The organism is Chitinophaga sp. sic0106, from assembly GCF_019219075.1.
In the GTDB taxonomy this organism is placed as follows: domain Bacteria; phylum Bacteroidota; class Bacteroidia; order Chitinophagales; family Chitinophagaceae; genus Chitinophaga.
Genome location: NZ_JAHUWJ010000005.1, coordinates 33,758 through 58,263, shown reverse-complemented (window position 1 = coordinate 58,263; position 24,506 = coordinate 33,758). Strand labels below are relative to the sequence as shown.

12 protein-coding genes are annotated in these 24,506 nt (G+C 48.1%); 1 reads left to right on the top strand and 11 read right to left on the bottom strand.

The window, feature by feature from the left end:
• Nucleotides 1–70: 70 nt before the first annotated feature.
• The 7 genes from KW844_RS09260 to KW844_RS09230 all read right to left on the bottom strand — a co-directional run bounded on the left by KW844_RS09260 (nucleotide 71) and on the right by KW844_RS09230 (nucleotide 18,462).
• Nucleotides 71–8,962 carry a gliding motility-associated C-terminal domain-containing protein gene (locus KW844_RS09260; protein WP_218376445.1) on the bottom strand — a complete coding sequence of 2,964 codons (8,892 nt, stop codon included), beginning with the start codon at nucleotides 8,960–8,962 and terminating at the stop codon, nucleotides 71–73.
• Nucleotides 8,963–8,991: 29 nt separating this feature from the next.
• Complete coding sequence (locus KW844_RS09255; protein WP_218376444.1) at nucleotides 8,992–10,284, bottom strand: DUF4302 domain-containing protein; 1,293 nt, start codon at nucleotides 10,282–10,284, stop codon at nucleotides 8,992–8,994.
• A 10-nt stretch (nucleotides 10,285–10,294) separates the two neighbouring features.
• Nucleotides 10,295–11,203 (bottom strand): putative zinc-binding metallopeptidase, encoded by a 909-nt coding sequence (locus KW844_RS09250; protein ID WP_218376443.1) that lies wholly within the window; start codon nucleotides 11,201–11,203, stop codon nucleotides 10,295–10,297.
• Nucleotides 11,204–11,231: 28 nt separating this feature from the next.
• Entirely contained in the window at nucleotides 11,232–12,701 is a 1,470-nt protein-coding gene (locus tag KW844_RS09245; protein WP_218376442.1) for a RagB/SusD family nutrient uptake outer membrane protein, read from the bottom strand.
• 11 nt (nucleotides 12,702–12,712) lie between these two features.
• Nucleotides 12,713–16,348, bottom strand: a complete 3,636-nt coding sequence (locus KW844_RS09240; protein WP_218376441.1) for a SusC/RagA family TonB-linked outer membrane protein — start codon at nucleotides 16,346–16,348, stop codon at nucleotides 12,713–12,715.
• Nucleotides 16,349–16,758: 410 nt separating this feature from the next.
• Nucleotides 16,759–17,757 (bottom strand): FecR family protein, encoded by a 999-nt coding sequence (locus KW844_RS09235; protein ID WP_218376440.1) that lies wholly within the window; start codon nucleotides 17,755–17,757, stop codon nucleotides 16,759–16,761.
• 108 nt (nucleotides 17,758–17,865) lie between these two features.
• The gene (locus tag KW844_RS09230; protein WP_218376439.1) at nucleotides 17,866–18,462 is read right to left on the bottom strand and encodes an RNA polymerase sigma factor; all 597 of its coding nucleotides are present in this window, start codon (nucleotides 18,460–18,462) and stop codon (nucleotides 17,866–17,868) included.
• Nucleotides 18,463–18,859: 397 nt separating this feature from the next.
• Between KW844_RS09230 and KW844_RS09225 the strand changes: the two genes are divergently transcribed.
• Nucleotides 18,860–19,870, top strand: a complete 1,011-nt coding sequence (locus KW844_RS09225) for an AAA family ATPase (protein WP_370626489.1) — start codon at nucleotides 18,860–18,862, stop codon at nucleotides 19,868–19,870.
• A gap of 41 nt (nucleotides 19,871–19,911) precedes the next feature.
• On the opposite strand, the gene KW844_RS09220 is transcribed toward KW844_RS09225, so the two are convergent.
• The 4 genes from KW844_RS09220 to KW844_RS09205 all read right to left on the bottom strand — a co-directional run bounded on the left by KW844_RS09220 (nucleotide 19,912) and on the right by KW844_RS09205 (nucleotide 24,131).
• Entirely contained in the window at nucleotides 19,912–20,838 is a 927-nt protein-coding gene (locus KW844_RS09220) for a PorP/SprF family type IX secretion system membrane protein (protein WP_218376437.1), read from the bottom strand.
• Nucleotides 20,839–21,229: 391 nt separating this feature from the next.
• Nucleotides 21,230–22,255: a hypothetical protein gene (locus KW844_RS09215; RefSeq protein ID WP_218376436.1), complete on the bottom strand. Its 1,026-nt coding sequence runs from the start codon at nucleotides 22,253–22,255 to the stop codon at nucleotides 21,230–21,232.
• Between the two features lie 41 nt (nucleotides 22,256–22,296).
• The gene (locus tag KW844_RS09210) at nucleotides 22,297–23,406 is read right to left on the bottom strand and encodes a hypothetical protein (RefSeq protein WP_218376435.1); all 1,110 of its coding nucleotides are present in this window, start codon (nucleotides 23,404–23,406) and stop codon (nucleotides 22,297–22,299) included.
• Nucleotides 23,407–23,414: 8 nt separating this feature from the next.
• Nucleotides 23,415–24,131, bottom strand: a complete 717-nt coding sequence (locus KW844_RS09205) for a hypothetical protein (RefSeq protein ID WP_218376434.1) — start codon at nucleotides 24,129–24,131, stop codon at nucleotides 23,415–23,417.
• Nucleotides 24,132–24,506 lie beyond the last annotated feature (375 nt).

The following is a 24,506-nucleotide window of genomic DNA, read 5'->3' as shown; positions in this document are numbered from 1 at the left end:
TGTGCAGCTGCATGGGCCGGAGCCACATGCAGCAGTACATCCGCTATTGTTATTAAAAGAGCATGCATCATTAGCGAATCAGATTTATGACTCCTTTCCTTTCTGTCACTGTACCATCCGTTAGTGTAAAGCGGCTCACATAGATGTATACACCTGATGGCAGCGCTTTACCCTTGTATGATCCATCCCATCCCTGCTGTTGATTCATGGTTTCAAATACTTTTTCACCCCATTGGTTGAAGATGGTCAGGTGCATGGTGTTGATGATGTAACCATACACGAGGAGCACATCGTTTTTACCATCGTTGTTAGGCGTGAAAGTGTTTGGAATGAAGATGCCGTCTGGCAGTGTTTTACCGCCGGCAGGATCTGACAGCTGTTCTTCACAGCCCAGTGCTTTTACGATCAGGGAGTAGTCCGTAACCGGCTCCAGCCCGGTGAGTGCGTGGGTAAGGCCTTCCGGACCGCTGGATGGATTTACCCAGGTGTTACCACCATCGGCAGATACCATGTAACCGGTGGCATAAGGCACTGCATTCCACTTAAAGTGCATGAAGTGTACCCCGATAGAATCCACTGTCACCACAGGCTTGGTGAGAGGAGGTGTTACTTTCACTACACCACGTACCCGCGCACCGCCGGAACAACCCTGACTGCTGCTTTCTACATACACTACGGTATCAGTGGTGACACCGGCAATCGTATAGTCGGTACCGGAGTGCAGCAGCGTGCCGCCGGTAGGTGCATCGTACCAGGTGTACTGTGCGTTTGGCTGCGGATCTTTCACCTGGAAGGTGACATTGTTTCCTTCGCAGGTCATAACAGAATCCTGTACCAGTACAAATGGTTTAGGTTCGAATACTTCTACGTTCACGGTAGTATCCCCTATACAACCTTCATCCGCAATAATGCTAAGTTTCACCTGTTTGGTGCCTGGTGTTTTGAAATACCTGGCGGTGTCCTGCCGTACTGCCATGATGGTATCGCTGAACTCCCACTTCCATTTAGCGATGCCTACGCCATTGCTGGTGGTAGCGCTGCCGTTGAAGGTGGCCAGGTCGTTGATACAGTTGGTGTATTGGGTGGTAATTTCTACTACCGGCGCTGGTATAACCTTCACCGTTAGTACGCTTTCGAAGGTATTGTTACAACTTTCGAAGGCAGGGTGTGTGATGCGGATAGGCACATAATACATACCCGGTGTGCTGAACACGTAATTGGAATCCAGTACATAGCGGTAGTAGGTTCTGCCATTTACGGAGATAGAATCTACCGGCACCGGATTTTTCGTCACTATATCTGCATGCGGCGTGAGGTTAGGCACTTCGCTGAGCTTCCAAACAATTTCATTAGGTTTCACCTGTATGAGCATGGAGAAACGGAATGGTGTTTTGGCGCAGGTATAGTCGTTAGAAGTAGCTGCCGGATTATTTACGTTGGTATAGGAGTTCAGGATGTTCAGGTTTTTCACCAGCGTACCGGCGTTGTAACCGTAACTTTCTACTGAACCTTCCCCGTAAATAATAGCGGTGAATGCGGAGTCGGAAGTGACCGTGCTAGGCCCTGCCGTTGCGCCCCAGCGCTTCATTACTACCGTATATCCGGCAGCGTTAGGGTGTGGATAGGTATGGTCGAATACATTAGAACCATCGATCCGCAGGGAGCTTAAGCCTGGTGTCGGGATAATAACGTTGAGATAATTTACACGAATGGCTTCTTCTGTATTGCGGTAGAATCCGATGTTGTTAATACCTTGTTCTACCGGGCTGATATACACCATTTCAGGGTCACCATCCAGGGTGCTGCCGCTGGTACATTCGCCACTGGAAGGCATATACTGCGCCACCATGATTGGTTGATCTGCTTCAATAACATCAGCAGTACCGCTCTGGTATTCGTAATACAGCTTATTGATCAGTCCATTGAGTCTTGAGCCATTAACGGTTACCTTGGTAGCCGTATCCTTTACTACTACGCGATAGATATTGGTGAGCAGATTAGTAGCTGCGGTGTTAGCCGCCATCGGGCTGGTGAGGTATTTACGACCCCATGCCTGCGACGGGAAGTTTTGCTGGATCATATTATCTCCACCGCCGCTGTTGCCGGTACAGGCCAGGCTGGTACGGCTACTTCCGGAGAACACCGCCACAGGGTAGCAATTACCTGCGCTGTTCTGGATAGAGCGTACATGGCTACCTGTCAGATCATATCCTTCTGAACCGGATTTGATGGCGCCGAGCACCTGGTATACTTCCCCTTTCATGAGGGTAACGGTAAACGGTACGTTGGCAGGGCGGCCTGCGCGTGTAGGCGCTGCCGGGGTTACTTCCACTGTGGTATTGTCGTAATGCGCCACCACATAGAACCAGGAATAACAATTGGAAGAATAGTACTGGCGCGTTTGCAGCGTGGCGTAGTCATAGCCATAGGTACCTACCGGCAGCAGCATGGTAGCACCGGAAGATGCACTACCGTAGATATGGGCGTATGCTTCGATAGGCACATCACTTTCGATGCTGATACCGCGGTCACTGAGGCCTTCATCCATCAGGCGGGCATCAAATGCACCGATTTTAGGGATGATCTCCGATGTGATGGCGGTATTGGCCGGTACCTGGTATAGTCTTTCGTAAGAAGTACCATTGATACGCACGGTAACATTGGCAGCCTGGTGTGCATTGAAGTACAGCACCATGTCCTGGGTATTTGTAGTACCAAAGAACTGGTGATGCCCATAGGCCACCCAGAACTTCGTACCTCTGTTGGAGCTGTCTGATGGCTCCATGAGCTGCCTGGAAGGCCCGTTGTCGATTTCCATACCGGTGAAGTAGTCCATGTAATGCACGATGCTGTCTGTGATTACATTCGCGTTGGCGTTTACCACGCTGAGGGAGTCCGTCCACCAGGCTTTGGCAGTATCTGTCATCGCGAGCCTGATCATCTTCTGACTCTTGATGAAGCCCTGCCAGGAGTCCACATAAAACTGGTTGATCAGGAAATCATAGTTCGTTGCGTTCGGATTAGCATCTACATCTGTATAAAAATACATATAGGCAGAATCCTTGGCATTCGGAGGTTTCACGCCGGAGTATCTGCGTATAGTCAGGTCCGTTGGAGTGTTCACTCCTGTTTTCCAGGTTATTTTGGCAACGGTATCGGTACCGAACATCCAGGTTTGTGTGGTACCTGGCGCTGCTGCAGCTGGTGTGGCTGGCAGCACCGGAGGTATTACCTGTGGCACAAATTCGTAGGCACCCATATCCGGAACACCTGCTGTAAGTGCTGCCGGGCGTGGATTGCCATTGATATCAGTGGTATTATCCGGCGCCTGTACACCGCGACCATGGATAGCCCATACCTCCGGGTTGTTTACATCCGGACGCAGGTCAGTATTACTGATCAGGGCTGGCTTATACACGATACCGCTCTGCTCCTGCATCCTGGCTGTCAGGAAGGCAGGCAGGGTCGCGTAATCAGCCGCAGGTGTATTATTGCGGATCAATACGGTACCGTTGGTATACAGGTTATTGTAGTCAGCAATCACATAGTCACTGTTGTTGTAATAAACAGCGCGACCACTGCTATCATGTGCGAAGATGTTATTTTTCACCTTCAGGTTACCATCGCTGGCGTAGCCTACAAAGTAAGCCGCGTAGTTGTTGGCAGTACTGCGGGAGCTGTTGAGAATAGTATTGTTGTAAATGTTCGTGTTATCACAACCATCACTGTAGAGGCCATAAGAGCTTGCTCCGGTGGTTTGTATGTTAATCACGTTATTGGAGATCGTACACTGGTCACCCTCATCGGCCAGTAAACCAGTGATATCACCGGTATTCCCGCGCATCGTGATCTTGTTGGCGGTAACATCTCCCCTACCCACAAAAATATCAGGGACAAAGAGATAGATACCATACACACGGGTGGCAATGCCGGTTACATTAACGTTATTGCGGGCCAGTACCAGTGTAGAATCGGTATAGTAGTTATAAATACCATAACCGTTTGTGCCCATAGTGTTGCCGGTAAATTCCACGGTATTTTCCGCTACTACCGTGTGGTACGTATAGGCGGTATAGATACCGTAGTCGTGACTGTTTTTCACGGTATTTTTCTCCACGCGCAGCCATGGGCCCTGGTTGGAAGTGGTGTTGAGCCAGTAGATACCGGAAGAGCCATTGGTAATGGTATTACTTACGAGGGAATTGTGCGCCCCGTACACGCCATCTCCAAAAATACCTGCTTTGGCAGTGGTCGTATTATTGGCTACCGGCAGGTCGATGATCATGTTGGCCACGCTGTCGTACGCAGCTCCTTTAGCAAATACTACCCCACGGCTAAACGAATCGGTCAGCGGTTTTATGGTAATATTTTTCCAGGTAATATAGCTGGACGAATCCAGTAACACCACATAGTTTTGTGCGGCAGTACCAGCAGCGGAAAGGGTTACGCTGGCAGCATTGTAAGCTTTGCTGGTAAACGTTACGCGACTGGTATCCGTAGCACCTGGCACCCTGCGGATGACTACCTGTTCAGTATAAACGCCAGGTACTGCTTCGAAAGTAACGGAACCGGCTATACCACATTCAAGTTTTTGTGCTGCTGCAGTAAACGACTGGAAGTTAGTGGTGCTGGCAGGTTGTGAAGGATCGATGGAATACACCCCTTTCAGCAACGGATCATTCATGTTGGCCATCACCACGCTGGAGTAAGCGGTATCAGTGCCACCGCAAACGATCATGCAGCGGAAATATTTCTTCGTGGTAAGTTCCGTATTGATCAACGGCACATACTGTGAAGTACCGGCGGAATCCCATGGCCCGGCAGCACTGTAAGAGCGGAACCACTGGTAGGTTTGCTTACCTCCCCTGCTGTTGCCCGTCAGGTTCAGCGTGAGCATATTACCCATACACAGCGGTGTATTAGGCGTCACTACTGCAGTTCCTGGCACTATTGGCGTAGTACAATCCGGCAGCGTGAATTCGTAAGCGCCCATATCCGGTGTGGTGGTACTTCTGGCGGCATCGCGGATATCAGTAGTTACACCGGCAGGTTTACCACGGTTATCCATGGGAGATATTGCCGGCTCGTAATTACCATTGCCAGGGTCTGCAAATATGGGTTCTATGTCAATAGAGTTGCTATCCAGTTTAATACCCGTGCGCCATGCATCCAGTGTAGTGTATGCTCCACCGGAATAGCCCGTGTAGGCATTACCTGCACCTTTAACATACAGGTGATTATAGTCTGATTTCACCACCCCGGCGGTGCTGAAATACATGCCATAACGGGTACCAGTGCCTGCTCTGCTGATTTTGAAAATATTGTTTTCTACATATACATCTGTGACAGCACCGGTATGGTAAAAACCATATAAAGTTGATGTAGAGGCAGCATTGTCATCGTATACCACGGTGTTATGCAGCCATTGTACAAACGGGGAATTGCTGCTGTACAGGCCATAACCTGAACCACCGGTGTTGCGGTATATCAGGTTATTGATCACTTTTACCGGCACAGCAGCGGTACCGTCTGTATAATAAATACGGATAGCATAAGAGGTAGAGGTGGAAGTAGAAGCGGCAAACAGATCATGCACCCTGTTGCTGCTTACCACTACTGCACCTGTTGAATTCTCCACAGAAATCGCTTCCGCAGTGGTACTGTTGGTACGTACCGGTCTGCTCAGGTCATTCTTATCAATCAGTACATTCTTATTGTTATTGACCAGGATACCATTGGAATACCAGTCGTTTACAATATTTCCGGTGATGGTGTTATTATTACTGTAGGTGGTAGCATCGCCATAAACGATGATACCATAGTAACCACCAGTAACGGTATTATTCAAAATTTTCAGACCGTCACTTTTAGCGTTGGTAGTAGCAGTAGGACTGGTTTCAGCACCACTCACCACAATACCGCTATAATTGCTGCTGGTGGAAGCTACATCTGTGAGGACGGTACAGCGGCTGATAGTAATGCTGTCCGCATTATTATACAGCTGGAATCCATAACCATAGGTAGTTCCACGGGCATCCACGATCAGGCTGTCGAAGGTAACGTGATCGAGCCCACGTAGTTTAATCGTGGCTCTGTCGTCACTGGTTTGTCCGGTAAAGGAGATCGTGTTGCCATTACCGTTAAACGTGATGGTGCTGGTAGCAGATACGCCCGGAATAGAATCCAGGATCAGCTGCTCTACATACGGTCCGGTGCCGGCAACCACATCAAACACTACTGATCCGGCGATACCACATGCCATGGCTTCTTTTGCAGCATTGAAGCTGATGAAGTTGGTAGCACTGGCTGGCTGCGATTTATCAATCGAATAACGACCGGCGGCGAGTGCCGGATTTACGGTAACCAATACCGGCGTGGAATACGCTGTATTACCGGAGCAGGTAACTGCAGCGCGGAACCAGGTGGTAGCCGTCATGGCGATAATCGTATCCGGATTGGTAAGGGCAGCGCCCAGGTTGGTAAACGGCCCTGCGGCATCAGTAGCGGTTTGCCATTGGTAGGTTTGGGTATCGCCTATAGTATTCCCCTGAAGGGAGAGCGACACCTTGTTATCAAAACATACCGGCGTTTTATCTACCACGGAAATACCGGGCGTTGGCGGCACCGCACATGGTGGCGGTGTAAACTCATACGCACCAATATCAGGAGTGGTGGTGCTGCGCGGTACGTCCAGGATATCCACCGTTACGAGTGATATCGGTGTGCCCAGGTTATTAACAGAAGCATTGTTTGGTGTAAAGTCTCCATTAAGAGTATCCCTGAATATAGGATTGGTCACATAGGAGTTGGTATCCATGGCAGCTGCTGCCTGCCAGTCGGCCAGCAGCGCTTTTGCGGCACCCCAGTAACCTACATAGTTATTGCCGTCACTGGCGCCGTTGTAATAGATGTTATTATTTCCGGTAACCAGGCTGGTAGTGGTATTAAAATAAATACCATACTTATTTCCTCCCCCGCTCCTGGTGACAGATACGAGGTTATTGAAAAACTGATTGCCATCCGATTTGGTGCCTACGTAAATACCGTAGTGGTTATACGTAGTAGTGGCGGTAGCAGCTCCATCAATGGAAATAGTGTTATGATAATACCAGTTGTTATGTGCATCGCTGAGGTAAATACCATAGGCATTTCCTACACCGCTGTATTTATACATCAGGTTGTTGGAAATAGTATTTTCCAGCCCGGCATAGGCATCCAGGTTGGTAAAGTAAATACCATATGCGGATGAGGTGCTGGTAGGATTGGCACCAAACGGATTGGTGATCCGGTTGGATGTAATCAAACAGCGTGTATTCATCCCCGTGGCATATATACCATAAAACGTAGTAGTGACGCGGCGCACCGGTCTGCTGATGATATTATCCTCCACGGTAAGCCGGGAGTTGCCATTGAAGTAAATGCCATACTGATAGAAATCCCGGAGCTTATTGTTTTTAATATTGATGTCCAGGTTTGGAATGGTGGCGCCACCCATAGAAGTGATGCTATAATATCCACCAATGATGGTGTTATTAATGATGTTCAGTGTGTCAACAGAATTATCGCCGGTAGTAGTGGCGGAGGTATTGGAGGTGGTAATAACGATACCCGCGAAATTGGTGCTGGTAGCGGCGGTATCAATCACCAGCGTACAGCCGTTGATGGTATTGTTGTCCGCATCGTTTTGCAGATGGAAACCCCATCCGTAGGTACCGGTGGTTTTCAGCACCAGGTCTTTGAAAGTAAAATAGTCTGCATTATCCAGTTTTATGATGGCACGGCTGGAAGTTGTACCTGCAAAAGTCAGCGTATCGCTGCCATGACCGTAAAAAGTAATAGTATTGGTGGCGGAGGCGCCGGGAACAGGTGTAAACATCAGCTGTTCGTTGTAGGTACCGCTTCCGGCCACTACTTCAAATCTTACGGGACCGCTGATACCGCATTTAATGTAGTTGTAGGCGTCGTTGAAGGATTGGAAGTTACGTCCGCCGGCAGGGGCGTTTTGGTTGATGGTGTAATCGCCCGTTACCAATGCCGGACTGGTTACCTGCACAGGAGTTGAATTGTCGCTGAGCGCGGAACCTTCGCAGGTTACTACGCAGCGGTAGCTGCTGGTCACCATTTGTGTGGTGGTGATGGTGGACAGGGTATCATTGGGCATGTTGTTCCAGGTGGTACCATCTGTAGAACTTTGCCATTGGTATTTGATACCGGTAGCTACTGTACCGCCGCTCAAAGTGAGACTAAAGCCGGTAGCAGCACAGGTGCTGGACACACTGGCAGTGGCGGTGCCTGCGGTGGGCGCGCCTGTACATGCAGTGGCAGGCGTCCAGCTGAAGGTCACATCCGGCCGGGTAGTCATGGTGCCCGTATTCGTGGTAGTGGTGGTAGCACACAGATCGGCTATGTTATCGATCCGGTAGGTATGAGTGGCATTGAAAGGCAGCCCGGTGGTCCATCCTACAACAGGATTGTTGGTGTAGGTAACACCGGGAGACAATACACTCTCGCCGTTACACATTTCCAGTACCACGTTGTCGGTACCATTCCAGAAAAAACCGGAGGGAAACGCGAAGTTATTCCAACCGGCTATGGGCGTGTAATCGGCGCCGGTGCGACCAATAAACGAAGTGGGCAGCCAGGAGGTAGCATCGAGTGTAGCTATACTGGTAGCTCCCATCTTAATGGAATAGCCTTCGATGAGGCCGGCCGTTCCCATGGAAATTACAAAGAACTTGACCCCGCTGATATAACCGGCCTGCATGCCGGCGGCATGCAGTTCCGAAGCCAGGTACAGGTACTGGGCTTTGGAGCCTTCATAGCGGTCCTGCAAGGGACAGGGGTAGGTGGTGGCACCGTTCCCCGTGGTGTTGTTCCCTATACGAATATCGACCTGCGCCGATAGCCGGGGGGCTATCAGCAGCAGGAAGATGCTCAGGAGAATTAGCGTAAATTTTTTCATTTCATTTTGTTTGGGAATTCGCAATACAATTATCTGTACCAGGCTATCCAGGATTTACCCGTAGTAGCGCTGACCATGTAATAGACTTTTTCGGCAAACTTCACCAGGTAGTAGCCGCCGGGATCTGCAAACTTGTTGAGGGTATTGGCTACAGGTGTGAAAGGACTTGGGCGTGTTCCTAATTCTCCATAAATGGAGAAGTAAAGGAATCCGTTTGCGTCGAACCGCGGAGGGCCGTCGAAGCCAACTCCATAGGAATAGGTTAAGCCGGTGCCGGCAGCATTTACCACGATCCAAGGCAGCAGGTCAATATCCTCTTCATACTGCGGCCAGTAGCCAAACGAATAATAGCGGGAAGTGCTATGCACGTTATAGGCATCCTCTACCCCATTGATATGCCAGCCATTAAAGGTTTGCCAGTAGTCGCCCGCTTCCAGTGCTTCGTTGTACCATTTACGTGGGGCGGCAGTGTCTACCTGTAACGGCAGTACGGTTTCTGCAATCGTGGCGGATTTACCGTCTATGTTACAGCTGAGGGTACCATTATTCCAGGTGGCGCCATCCAGTTTGGTAAACGGCAGTTTAACCGTATCTGCATACGGATTAGCCAGGCCTATACCGTTGGTGGTATAGTAGTAGTTGCTGGTAAATATTTTGTATTTGCCTGCTTCTTCCCATCCAATGAGCATGCGGTGACTGGCAACATCTACCTGCAGGTCACATTTTGTTTCGGAAGATGATAAGCGCGCAAAGAAAGTTTGCAGGGAACCGATGCGGTCAAACGTGCGCTGTACCTGCTGTGCATAATGTGCATCCTGATCGGCCCGGGTAGCCTTTACCATATAGGCGGTGGTGTGGTTGAAGCGGCCCCGCAGCTTAACGGTATCGCCATACACCCCGTCGAACGCGAATTCAAAATCGGATTGCAGACCGGCACCATCAATCCCACCATTTACACTCCCATCCGGATCACTCAGCTCATGGAGGTAAGAATACGTATCAAACAACAGGCTTGGCTGTTGCAGGGCTTTCAAACGCCAGCTGCTCTCCTGCATCTGGTTGCTGCTTTCCAGGGAAAAGTCTGCAAACATCTGCACACGGTTGCTGTCCGTAAACTTCATGTAGAAACTATAAGCGCCGCCCTGCAGCGGGAATACCAGCGTGTTCCAGCCGAATTCCGCAGTCATCAGGATGCGCTGATAGTTGTCCAGCGTATCTTTCAGCCGCTGATCGATGGACTCATGAAACACCGGGTCCATTTCCTTCTTACAAGCAGAGAGGGCTATCATTCCTATTAACAGGCTGTAAATAATTTTTTTCATCTGCTGCGATTTAGTAGAGTAATTTTTCGATTTCGGTTCTGGTACGTGATTGCAGACTATAGAAGTCGATGTTCCATACCTTGTTGAAGTAGTTGACTACCATCGCCTCTTTGGCACGTAGATAGGCTTTGGCTGCTGCCTGTGACGTCCCGTTCACACTACTGCCGGCAGGGATGCTGTTAACGATTTTATCAAACCCGGACTTGCCCTCTACCAGCATGATGGCTATCATCTCCACAAAATCATCATCAAAACCACTCATGGCATAGGCGGTCACAAAGCCATCGCGATTGGCTTCCGCATCGGAAATATTGTTCCAGTTGCCCGTGTACAAGCCCGGATTAATCCGTTTGTATTCTACCGGGTACATGATGTTCTGATGCAGGATGTGTCCGAACTCGTGTTCGATCACATGGAACATTTGTTTTACTGTGGAAGAGTCAGAGAACTTATAGCCCGGCATGCCTTTGATGCGAAACTCATTCAGCACATAGAGTACTACCTTGCGGCCCCCTTCGGCAGTACCGAGGGTGATAGTCCCGTTACTGTTCCAGCTGGCGCTCCCGGAAAGAATCAGGAACTTGGGACAGTACTTGATAAAGAATAATGAATCTGCTTCCGCGATGTAAGGGTTAATCCACACTTTACGGATAGCATCGATAGCCGGAATGATTTTTTCTTCTTTAGGCGGCACCAGTGTTTTGTTTACTTCAAACTCAAACTGATCCCATTTGTATTTCACGGCGATGTTAAACGGAACGGTGAGGGTGTCGTAGAGGTATTTATCCAGTGGGCCGGGCTTCCAGGTGTCGCCACCGAGGCCCGGTATATCCGCTACCAGTTCCATATCATCCTCTTTGCTGCAGCTCATCATGCAGCAAATTGAAAGTATCAGGAGGAGCCATTTGATTTTCAACATAGTCAAGAGATATTGGTTGATACAGAAATTATTTTCTCGGGTTTAGTTCCAGCCCGCTGTTGGCAACAGATTGCGGCAGCTGAAAGGTGCATTGGTCATCACCGGGTTTAAGCACCAGGTCAGCCCCGTTAATGCGTGTATGCGTTACTGTCATACCATAGCGTAGCATATCAAACCAGCGCATACCTTCCTGCACATACTCGGCTCTTTTGAAGCTGAGGATAGTTTCCAGGCTGGCGATCCGCTGATCGGCAGTACCATAACGGTTTTGCATGCGCGCCATCGTGATCGCGTGTGTAGCAGCGTTGTAATTGGTGATGCGTTTGCTGGCAAACAGGTTGAGATCTTTCAGGACCTCCGTGTAATTACCCAGCCAGGCATTGGCTTCTGCCCTGTTAAACATCACTTCTTCTGTGGTAAACAGCACGTTCATGACATATGGCTGGCCTATGGTAGCGTTCACGGAATTTTTAACGAAGTATTCGGTATTTTTAGGCACGAAGTAGTCCTGGTTACCATAATAGTACACCGGGTAAGCCCATCGCCCACCGGTTATGTTGTTGCCGAGTATCTCCACTTCTTTGGCAAACGACAGGTCGTACCGATAGCGGCCCATGTACCTGCCTGCGAGGGATTTGGTTTCCACAATCAACAGGTTGGCGTCTTCGGCAGCGTTGGCGTACAGGTCGCGGATTTGAGCGGGCGACATATTATTATACTTCGAATTCCAGGGGCGCATGTGCAGGCTCAGCTGATCACCGGGGAATGCCTGCTCAGCATAATAAAGCACTTTCTGATAATCTTTTTTAAAGAGATAGAAGCGCGTCGCAAAAGCATAGGCCGCCAGGCGATTGAAATGATAACGGTCTACCGTATACGCTTCATCCTGGATAAGCGGCAGCCCGGCCAACAGGTCTTTTTCAATCATCTCATACACATATGCTACCGTCTTTCTTTCATATTGCTTATGCACAACTGTTTCCGGCTCGGTTACATACGGTATTCCCGGGTTGCTGGCTGCTGTAGCCGGGTCATATATATGGGAGAAGATATTGACGAGCATAAAGTGTGCGTACGCTCTTGCTACAAGGGCCTCTCCTTTCTGCGCCGAATAAAGGGTGCTGTCAGCAGCTTCCGCGCAGGCTTTCAGTGCCTGGTTGGCCGCTGCAATGGCCGTGTAGGAAGCAGCCCAGTAAGCTTCCGGGGAATCCTCTTCAATGGATTGCACATCCTGGAAAAGGTAGGAATCGCTGTTGGGGCGCTCAGACTCTCCTATACCTTTGTCTGCCACATTATCTGATTTCGACTCACACATCACGATATAGCTGGATTGCGGATAGGCGGTACCCAGCAGCTTTGCAACTTTTTGTGGTGTATCGAGTGCCGTCCAGGTGCTGTCCGGTTGTTGTTCCAGGAATTTGGTACAGCCGGTAGTGAGCAGTAAAGCAACTGTTACGGCTACGGCTGCACGTTTATATATAGTAGGTTTCAGATTCATAGTCATAATGTTTAGAGGCCTGCTTTAATGGAGAAAGTGAACTGTTTCTGAATAGGCTGTGCCACACCACCGGAGTTGAAAAATTCCGGGTCCTGGCCCTGCAGTTTTTCATCCGCATAAATGAGCCATGGGTTGATGGCCGCACCTGTGAAGGACAGGCTGTTGAAGCCAATCCATTTTGCTTTGGCAGCTGGCAAGGCATAGGTCAGCGAAACAGTTTTCAGTCGCACAAAATCACCGCTGGCTACACGCTCCGTAGAGTAGTTATAGTTATTGTATGGATAGCTGCCCCAGATCATGCTCTGCTCAAACACATCAAGGATAGATGGAATCACGGTTTTACCTTCTTCTCCCGGCATAGCCCATCTGTTATAGAATTCTTTAGGCATGGCGTCCAGGTCGGAGTAAGCGGTTTTAAATGCAGGCGCCAGGCGGATTTTATTACCTGCCTGGTAAGTCACAAATACATTTAAAGAGAGATTTTTATAGCGGAAGGTATTGGATACACCGCCCGTTACCGGTGGATCTACCGGTCCCATATATACCAGGTGGCCTGTTTTAAGGTCCTGCAGGTTCACGTTTTTGTCGAGCTCTCCTTTCTCATTAATAAACTCAGGTACCCCTTCGTAATGTGTGAGGTCTTCATATTTGAGCGCAAACAGGCTGCGCACCGGGTAGCCTTCAATGTTACCTCCTTCTGCCACTACGAGGTCGAAAATGGCAGGAATGTTTTTAGCATTGGTAATTTTGTTGGTGTTGTAACCGAAGGTGAGATTGGTTCTCCAGCTGAAGTCTTTTTTTCGGATGGGCTCCCCGCCTATCATTACTTCCAGGCCTTTAGAGTCCATATCCGCGTAGTTGGCGGCTTTATAGAGTTCGCCGCCAATACCGGATGTCTTGATTTTGCTGATGAGGTCGAAGCTCTTACGGGTATATGCGTCGATGGCCCAGTTGATGCGGCCATTGAACATACCTCCGTCGACTCCGAGGTTGGTAGTATATAATTTTTCCCAGGTAAGGTCATCGTTTTGCAGGTGTGCCAGCTGAATCACGGACTCCACTTCGGTGAGGTGTGGGCGGCGTGTATTCACGGTCTGAAATACAATATTGGAATTGGTAGCAGGGCCCATGCTGGCCGTGAGGCCATAGCTCGCGCGCAGCGTCAGGTAATCGAGGTGATTGAATTTTTGCAGGAATGGCTCCTGTTCCATGTTCCAGGACACGGCGCCGCTATACGTAGGCAGCCAGCGTGCCTTGCGGGAAATACCCAGTCTGTTGGAACCATCGTAGCGACCGGTAACTGTTGCGTTGTATTTATGATTATACGCGTAGGTAGCGGTAGCATAAAAAGCAGCAAAGCGGTCAAAATCGCGGCCCATGCTGTAGTAAGGAAAGTTGCTCTCGATGGTTTGCTTCAGTATCTTATAATCCACGAAAGGCACCCCGCCGTTATCATATTGGTAGCCATAGCCGGTATTGGAGGCTGCTTGTCTGTCGGCCGCTTTCACCTGCTGCCCTACCAGCACATTCAGCTGGTGTTTGGTATTAAAGGTATCGCTATAGTTCAGTCCATTTCTGAAATCGTAGTTGATCAGCTGATCTTCGGTGCGGTTGTAGAAACCGCCGTAAGGCAATACCACCACGGGTTCTGCATCAGGATTATCCGGGTCCGTGTACAGGAAACGGTTTCTGGCTGCAATGGTAGCGTTGTCGTTGGCACGGTAAGCGCCGGCCATGTTGGAATTTTCGGTGATATTATGTTCGCGGCTGGACTTCACATAGCGTATGGCGCCGGTGAATTCATAGCGGATGTTATTGGTCAGCTGCCAGGCGAGGTCGCCCTGCAGGCGCAGGTCCATCATATTCAGGTTGAGGTAGTTGCTGCCCAGTTCATTGATGATGTTGAACGGCGCATAGTTTCTCCTGAAATATTCCAGTTCCCCGTTTTCATCATAGGCGGTGAGTGTACGGCTGGTATTGAGGGAGTAGCTGAAAGGGTTGATATCGAAATCGCGGTCGTATTTACCTTCTACAGGGTTACTACTGCGGCTCAGCGCACCAGGTGCTTTCTGCTGACGCACGGAAGCGAGTGTAGAAAAGTTGGTGGTGAGGCGGTTAGAGAGTTTATAGGTATTGCGATAATTAAGCGTATAGCGGTTTACCTTGTCTGCCAGCGTCCAGCCATTATCGCTGTAGTAGCTGGTAGAAAAGTAAGATTGTGATTTTTCGTTACCGGTGGAGATGCTCAGGGAGTGCTCCTGTACAAAGTTATTGCGAAAGAGCAGGTCGAACCAGTCCGTATTGGCATTGGCGTAGCGGAGCAGAAACTGCTTTCTGGCTTCGGGTGTATTTTCCAGGGGAAACTCACCTTTATCATCCGCGTTGAGGCGTTCGTAGAGTTTGCCGAACACGCCATTATCCGCACGGGAAAGGATGTCGGAGGTAAGGATACCTTTTCTTTCCAGTTCTGCGAGTACGGACATTTGTTGGGCAGAGTTCATGATATTGAAATCACCGTACTGCGGTTTCAGCTGCGTGCTGAAGTTACCGCTGTAGGCTACAATGGGGCGGCCGGATTTACCTTTTTTAGTGGTGATCACTACTACCCCGTTCATGGCACGGGCACCGTACAACGCAGTGGCGGCAGCATCTTTCAGGATATCAAAACTTTCGATATCATTAGAGTTGAGGCCGGCAACGGCAGAGCCCAGCAGCGTGGTAGGATCACCGCTGGAGAGTTGATCATTGCTGATATTCACCACATCTTCCAGCACTACGCCATCTACTACCCAGAGGGGCTTATTATCACCATTTATGGAAGTGGCACCACGTACACGCACTTTAGGGGCGGTACCGAAAGTGCCGGAAACGTTTTGAATGGCAACGCCGGCTACGCGACCTTCGAGCATCCGGCTTACGTCTGTGAGGCCATCAATTTTCACATCCTCTGCTTTGAGGCGGGTAGCGGCACCGGAGAATTTACTTTTATCGATACTCTGAAATCCTGTAACGATTACTTCCTGCAGGTGAGTAGGTTTTTCTTTGAGGGTGATACTTTTAAGGCCATTGCTGAATTGCGACACTGGTATCTCCTCTGTTTTAAAACCTGTAAAATTCAGTACCAGCACGGCATCAGCAGGAACCTTTTTCAATTCAAACTCCCCTTTATCGTTGGTGGTAGTACCTTTGGAAGTTCCTTTGATCAGCACCGTCACACCAGGTATTGCAATTTGTTTAATGTCTGTTACCAGGCCGTATATATCCGTGGTGCGGGGCTGTATCTGCCAGAGCGATCCACTGAGTTTTGCCGGAATATCTTTGCTGTGATTTTCTTTTCGGATAACAATGCGATCATACATGACACTGAAGGAAAGAGAATAGGGCGACAACAGCTTATGCAGCAGGACTCCTACCTTTTCATTGGTGGCCGTTACGGTTACTTTGTTTGCGCTGAGTGCATCGTTGCTGGTATATACAAAGGATACTTCTGCGATGGAACTTATTTTTTCCAGGGCATCTTTCAGCAGCACATCGCGCAGCTGAATCGTAATTTTTTTGTCGAGCAGATCCTGGTTGGCCGCGTGTACCACCAGGGATGGCAAAAGCAGGATCAGGCAAAAAAGTAGTGGCCGGAATTTCTTCAACATAATTCGGTTTTGATAAGACTTTAAGGGTAATAGGTTCCCGTTCCGGTTCCTGGCAGGAATCGGGCAATAGCGGGTTTGCTGCTATGCAGTTATCTTTTTGTCAGATAAAATGGATTGCGCTATCCGGTGGCGGAAGCAATAGCGTTGTTCGTAATCATGTTAGTCCTTATTTATAAACTGGTTGATAAATCTCATTAAGCGCCTAAACAACAATCTGACTAAACAACATATACATCCTCTTCCTGAGGGAGAAGAATCGGTTAAGATCTGTTGTGGGCATAATATTCCCGTCCGGAAAAACAACTCGCTTTTTTCCGGCATTGATATGGATAGCGTTAAAAAATTACTGTCTGTTACTCAAAACTCTGTTTGGAACAACGGCATGGCTAACGCATAGATTTTGGTTTGTTTCATTCGCAGGTACCACCTGTGATCATAAATCCTTTTCCGTTATCTAGCTCAACAATTTTAGCAAAATGTGCTTTTGCTATAAGGTCTAATTGCTTCAGGAGGTCATCTTTAACGTCCAGCTTAAACATAAAACTGCAATTGCCGATTTTGTCAGCCTGTATCGGCACGTTATAAATCCGCTCCAGGTCGTGTAGTACTGTTGCTACAGACTCACCTTTATAGTTTAATACACCAGTACTCTTCTGGGCATAGAATCGGGCATCATCAGTTCCATCTATCAATTGTATATCGTTCGTTTTTGTGTTCAGCACCAGTTCATTGTTGGCTGTGAGTACCACCGCTTTTTCGGCAGCTTTCTTACCATTGTGCGGGTCTACCTGTACTTTTCCACTGATCACTACTACTTTTACTTCTTCGTTATCACGTACGTCCATATTAAAGGATGTACCGAGTACCGTTGTTTTCAGGTATTTTGAGGAGATGGTAAACGCTGCTTTCGCTTCATTTTTCACATTAAAGTAAGCCTCTCCTTTCAGCGTAAGTTCCCTGGTTTGCGCACCGAAATTTTTCGGGTAACTGATACTGGCGCCTTTCTCCAGCACCACATCTGATCCATCCGGCAGCGTGATCGTTTTCCGTTCCTGATCGGCGGACACGATCAGCATATTGTTATTATTACGGAGCAGCATATACGCAGCAGCAGTAATTACCAGCAGGCCTATGGCGGCAGCCGCGATACGACGCAGCGTGAACAGGCCACGGAAACGGTTTTCGGTAATACCTGCACGACGATGAATTTTTGCCAGCATGGCAGCGGATACTTGCTTGTCCAGGGTGGATTTCATCTCGGTGAGTTCCAGCTGAAAGTCCTCTGCTGCAACCGCCTGCAATTCTGAAAGGTCTTCCCCATCCAGGTAGGTTTTCATCCAGTTCCATTGTTCTGCGGACCAATTATCTGAATGCAGGAGTTGCTGTAAATATGCTTTTCTGTTATTCACTATCGTGACGGTTTATATACTAAATACGCCCGTTTTAAAAAATGGAGGGGTCGAATCCCAACTTTTTTCCGAAAAAACACATATATTTTATTTCCACATATAATCTTATCAGAAATTATCCGGTAAGTTGAGAAAGAGCAACAGGAGTAAGATGTAGTGCTGTTCACCATTTCGCTGCATATATTCATTGAGTATAGACATGGCTGCGGATAGATGTTCTTTCACAGTATGGCGGGAAATATTGAGTTCTTCGGCTACTTCGGCATAGGTTTTTCCTTCCAGTTTGCATTTAGTAATAATGGTTTTTCTTCGAGGGGAAAGCTGTTCAATTCCTTCCATCAATAGCTTGTATTGTGCTTCCTGTATCTGCAGGTTTTCGGTACCTGCCACTACTTCATCGGACATGGCCATCAGGTCTTTTTGCAGCGCGTATTCGCGCACCCGCTTTCGGATATGTGATACGGACAGGTTAAAGCTGATCACGAAGAGCCATCCGCTCACGGGCTGGTCGGCCTTGAGATCATAGCGCTTTTCCCACAGCCGGCTGAATACCTCCTGCAGGATGTCCTGGGCAACAGTTTCTTCTTTTACGAACTTGAAAATATTGCGGTATACCGCTTCATGATATTTCCAATACAACCCATCAAAAGCAGGTACCTGGCTGAGTTGTAATTGTTCGATTAATTCGGCATCGTTCATATTCATATCTCCTCTTTTATATGAATCATAGCGCGGAATAATTGTGGCATATAAAGTCGGGTTCTTCAAATAACATCATAAGGTTTCATGTACCGTACTTTCGCTGTATAAAATAATAACAAAAAATTGTTATTTTATAAATATATTTATATTATCTATATTTATAACTTGTTTGTTTTTGCTAATTAATTTAATGCTGTTAAAAATTTAACAGAAGGCGCTATTTTACCCCACTAAAACCTGATAATTTGGCGGACGCTACCTCTCCCTGGATTGTTTTATTTTACCACTTTTAGATTCTGCTGTTGCTTTTAGGAGATATATAAACCAAAAAGAGTGGTGAATTCGTATTGCCGGCACCGTATTTTTTTATTTTTCCTTTACTTTGCCGGCCACAGGCACTATGCTTATGACTAAAGGATTTGTATTCGGAAAATTTTTGCCCTTTCATAAAGGCCACGAGGCTATGATCCGTTTCGCACGTGCTGCCTGCGATCACCTGACTATACTGGTGTGTTGCAGCAACACGGAGTTAATATCTCCCGCCATAAGAAAAAGCTGGATCAGCAGCACCCTGGCCGACCTGACGGCACTGGATATACGCATTTACAGTTACAACGAGGAGCAGCTGGCAAATACTTCGGTGGCTTCTGAAACTGTGTCTGCCGCCTGGGCGGAAGTATTCAGTTCCTTACTTCCGAATGTAACTCTGCTTGTTACCTCGGAACCTTATGGGGAATATGTAGCAGGTTTTATGGGCATCCGGCATTTACCGTTTAATCCTGACCGTAGTGAGGTTCCTGTAGCGGCCTCCCTCATCCGGAATAATTTACCGGCGTACTGGTCTTATCTCCCACCTGCCGTAAAAGCTACACTGGCATTGAAAGTAGTATTGCTCGGTACGGAGTCTACCGGCAAGTCCACTCTTACGGATAAACTGGCGGCTTACTTCCATGGTACAGCGGTGCAGGAAGCTGCCAGGGATATCATTCCGGACTCCAATGAGTTTACGGTTAAGGACCTTTACACCGTGGCCAACGTGCATGCAGCCCGCATCGATGCCGCTGTACAGGGTGATAGTCCGCTCATATTTATAGACACGGACGTATACATCACCATTTCTTATGGTTTGCATTTTTATGATACCCGGCTTGACCTGGCGGCGTCTGTTTTCGACAGCAACCGGGCCGACTTATACCTCTATCTCAACAATGATGTACCATATTATCAGGATGGTACGAGGCTGGAGCAGTCGGAGCGTGACGAGCTGGACGCGGCACACCGGCGTATTTTAAAGGAGCATAATATTTTTTACAGAGAGATAAGTGGCAGCTGGGAGGAGCGGCTGCAAGTGGCTATAGCGTTGGTTTCAACGGCCTACGCACGAAAGAAAAGGACTTTCTTTGGGGAGTAAACATCCCGGACATTTCGTATATCCGGGATGTTATAATATCCTTATTTAAACAGGTCCAGGGTGAGGCCGGCTTCAAAACCGCCATCGGTATAATTCTTATACCCACCGGATTGTTTGGTATACATAATGTTGAGTCGCACTGCATCGAGGAGGTAAAAACCAGCCCCTACAGTATAGGTACCGGAAGTATGGTACAGTCCCATCACATTCAGTTTCTGCTGGAGCAGTCCCAGGTTTACGCCCAGGTCCACAATACCATCATACCCTTTAATGCTGCGGTAGCATGCTTTCGGCTCCAGGGAGCTGAATACTCCGTCCAGCCGGAACTTGTAAGACACGCCGGAGAAGAACACCACCCCACCATCGGCGCCCACATAGTCCTTATTGGAAAAGGTGGAGCGGATGTTTGGCAATGATGCCTGGATAGTCCAGTGCCGGTCCGTGTAGGCCATACCGTAGTCAGCCTCGAAGTAGTCATCACGACGGTTAAAGGCATTTACGGAAGGATCGTTCGGGTCACCGTTCACCTTGCTATAATCAATGCGTTGGAAGTTCATCCCCAGGGACAACCCAAAATGGAGGGCGTTGCCTCTGTCGCTCAGCGGGAGGTGATACGCATACGTTGCTGCGATGCGGGTACGGTTGAGGAGTCCGGCCTTATCATTCATTACATTAATACCACCACCGATCCTGTTGCCGATATAACCATCGGCGGAAAAGAACTGGGTGGTAGGTGCGCCATCGATACCGTCCAGCTGGCGGCGATAGGCTGCATTGAAATGGAAACCGGTATCAATACCAGCCATAGCGGGGTTAGCCAGGTACTGATTCTGATAATACTGTGTGGAGGAGGGGTCGAGCAATGCACCTGTTCTGCTTAAAGACTGGCCTTGTATTTTGGCTGCAGATCCTAACAGTAATGATGCGAATGACAGCGAAACAAAAATCCTTTGGTAGAAATATTTCATTGGTTGTTTTATGATACCAGGAATAAAGCAAACATACTTTCTGTGCGAAAGTAATGAGGGCTGTTCAAAAGATGTGGTAAAATTTGGGAATATAAAGTTAGAATTAATTTCTGGTTATTACCAAATTCTGCTACAACTCGTGTTATTTTGAGTGCAATCGTGTATACATCAACGTATTGGGGCTGTAAAAAGTTGATGAAGTTATCTTGATATTTTTACTTTTTTTTAGGGGGAAAATACGGTTGCTTTTTTGGGGGAGGTTTTAGATAGTGGATTTGGTGCTATTGGGGTTGGGTGCGAATAGTTTTTTGCGATATAAGCGGATGCCTTCGGCATCCGCTTATATCGCGATTTGATCACGGCCGCAGGCCGTGATCAAATCGCGATATCCTTATTTCAAGGACAACAGGAAGCCAATGGTAAAGTTAGCATCCCAGTCGAACACAAAGGTATCGCAGCTGGTAGCGTCTTTAATGGCTTTATAGATATTCAGACCGCTTTTGATCTTGATTTTATCGGAGCTGTACTGACCTGGCTCGTTGAGAACGGTGAAGCGTTCTTCGCCATCACGGATTTCTTTGGCCAGTTCGAAAGGTACCCCACCGATGATGAAGCAGATCTCACGTTTGGAGGCAGGCACTTTTTCAGCGAGCGCTTTGATGCTGGCGTATACGGCATCATCTTTCAGCTCTTTTTCGTAGTATTTGGCACCAGGTCCTTCTACGGATTTGATGCTGCCACCTTCCATCCAGGAGATTTTTGTATTGCCGGAACCGATATCCACTACATAGGAGTTTTCTTCGTAAGAAGGAGGCAGCACACTCTTCAGGGCCAGTTTACCTTCCTGCTCGGCAGTTACCAGGTTTACGATGTAGCCCATTTTTTTCAGCTCGGAAGCGATAACAGCAGTCTTAGGTTCTTTCTGTGCGCCGGAGCTGATTACGAAATGTACGTTTTTGGATTTTACGCCTTTATCGAACATAGCACCGATATAGTCCTTCAGACCCTGACGGATATCCGCAGTAGTAGCCATGCCTTCGTATACGAACGACTTGCCGAAATCTTTGGATACTATTTCCCAGTGCTTTTGCTTGTCTACGTTGATTACAAAAGAGTTGAAGCCGGAGGCTCCTACTTCCACCACGCCTTTCATTTCACCCTCTACTGGTTTTTCAGGAACGTAGTTGAAGGTGCGGCGTTCGGCAGCAGCAGTAGGTTTAGACTTGGAGGAAGCGGACTTTTCTGTTTCGCCCCATGATTTACCTGCGGCGGTATCAGTTTCGGTGGCTGGCTTGCTGCCTACAGCACCCAGCTTTCCGCTTTCTGAGGCCCAGTATCCAATGCCGATGATAGGGAGAGCAATGATGAATACTTTGATTGGCCAACGGAGTCTGGCCCAAGTTGATTTTTCTTCCATTTTAAGTTTGTATTTGTTTTTTTTTCGGGTTAAGTTTTTGATTAGTCCATGATAGAGAAGCCTTTGTCGACTTTCTCTTCAGGCTTTAGTTCATAGTAGGAATCAGCCATCTGGCTTACGTTCAGTACTTTCAGGTTTCTTTCGTCTACCTTACGGATAAACTCTTCCAGTTCACCTTGTGACGGTGCGCCGCCAACGGTGATATTGTTGTTCTGGTCGAGGAAATCCAGGTTGGATCTGATGGAAGCGATATTCTGGCTGATAGCGCCGGTAGCTGCGTTCATAGCTTCCTGGAATACCCAGCCGTCTTTGATATTGAAAACTTCCGCCAGTCCTTCGGTAGCGTTTTTCATTTTCTGGGTCGCTTCCAGCTTTTTGGAGATGATGGAGATACTGCTGTCGAGCGTGCTTACGTAAATGCGGGCGGCGCTTTCGTTGTCTTTCAGTACTTCCAGAACTTTAGCAAACTGGTTGGCGTATTGTACATAGCTGCGTGCATTTTGTTCTTCCGCCTCTCCTTCTTTTCCCAGCAGGAAAGCTTTAGTACGGGTTTCTTTAGCGTCACGTGCCAGGGCGTTTGCTTTTTCCATGTTGCTGGCGCCGGCTTCAGTTTTGCTCTTTTCCTCGAGCGTGGCCGCTTCCTGTGTGAATCTTTTTGCCAGGCCATATTTTTCCTGGGCGGTCTTCTGAGAAGTTTCGCCGCTGGAAATCATTTCGATCCTGACACCATCCACGTTCGCAATTTTGGCCTTTACTTTTTTGAGCGTATCTCTGGCATCGCGGGAAAGCATCTGCAATGTTTCGATCGGGTTATTGCGGATAATTGCTTTTTCTCCTTTAAACAGCAGTGTGTTTCCCAGGCGGTGTAATACCTGGATGATCTTAGGTGCCAGCATCAGCAATACAATCAGCACAATACTGAATATTACCAGCAGGATACTTTTGGCTGCATACTCCAGCATGACCGGGAGGTATTTGAAGAATGCGAAGGCACCACCCAGTATCAGTGCCCAGAAGAAAATGCTGGCCATCTTTTTCTTGGCTTCGGGAGTCTGCATCTGCTGTGGCAGATGATCACCAAGGACCTGAAAAATCGGGAGCTGACTTTTTAATTCGGCAGGGATGTTTACCTGTTGCGGTTGATTAGCCATAGGGACATTTAAATTAAGTTACTTTCAATGAGTTGTAATGCTTGCTGTATATCGTTGACTACTTCTGCTACAGCGGTGTTACCCAGCGCAATTTTAGCATCGATATCACGTAGTTGCGGTTCGTACTTACTATTGATTTCTCTCAGACTTTTTTGTTTAATTTCTAATTGTTGACGCAGTTCATTCAATTTCCGTTCCAATTCCTGAATTTCGTTGCCCAGGTTAGCTCTTTCTCTTACCTGCTCCTGTTCTACGGCCTGCTTCTGTTGCTGTTTCTGGCTGGTTTCACGGTCAATAATATTTTTCAGTTCAGCGGCGTAATGCTGTCCTGACTGCAGGAGTTTTTGCTTATCCAGCGACTTGTCGACGTACTTCAGGGAAGTGTAGGCGGCCTTTAAGTTGTTGCCATCTACGCCTCCCATTTCAGCGGCGGCGTTCCAGACTTCAAAGAAATCGACGCCTGGCTCATTGAGCTTTTCCAGCATTTCCAGCACTTTGAGTTTCATCTGTTTCACTTCGCTCAACGGTTGCTGACCCGGCAATGGCGGCGGCGAAACAGGCAACGGTGGCGGTACTGCCGCTGAGGTAACAGGTGCTTTTTGTTGCGAGGCTACAGGCTGCGGGGCAGATGTTGGCGGGGGAACTGCATTCGGGTCGTCTTCGAAAATGAGCTTCTTTAAGCTTTTCAAGATCCCGAAAGAATTCTTGTCTTTCTCCTCATTCATTTAGTACAAAATTAAAGTTGCTTAAAAATAGCAAATTTATCCGTGCACCAGATTGCATTGTTGTTATTTAACAAGATAATTTGACTCACGGGAGGGATTATACGAAATGAGTGGTAACATCAAAGGAGGGAGCTAGATAAGTTCACAAAAAATCATGGAATACAGAAGGCTTTATCAGAAAGAGTAGCGGGGAGTCGGCAGCATGGCGGATTTACGGGAATCATCCTACTGTCAACTCGCTATAAGGGATAACTAAATAGTTTTGAGCGAGGAACTTAGCGGGGAGCCGCCAGCATGGCTCTACCGATATCTCCCTAATATCAATTCGCCATAAGGGATTACTAAATAGATTTCAGCGGGGAACTTAGCGGGGAG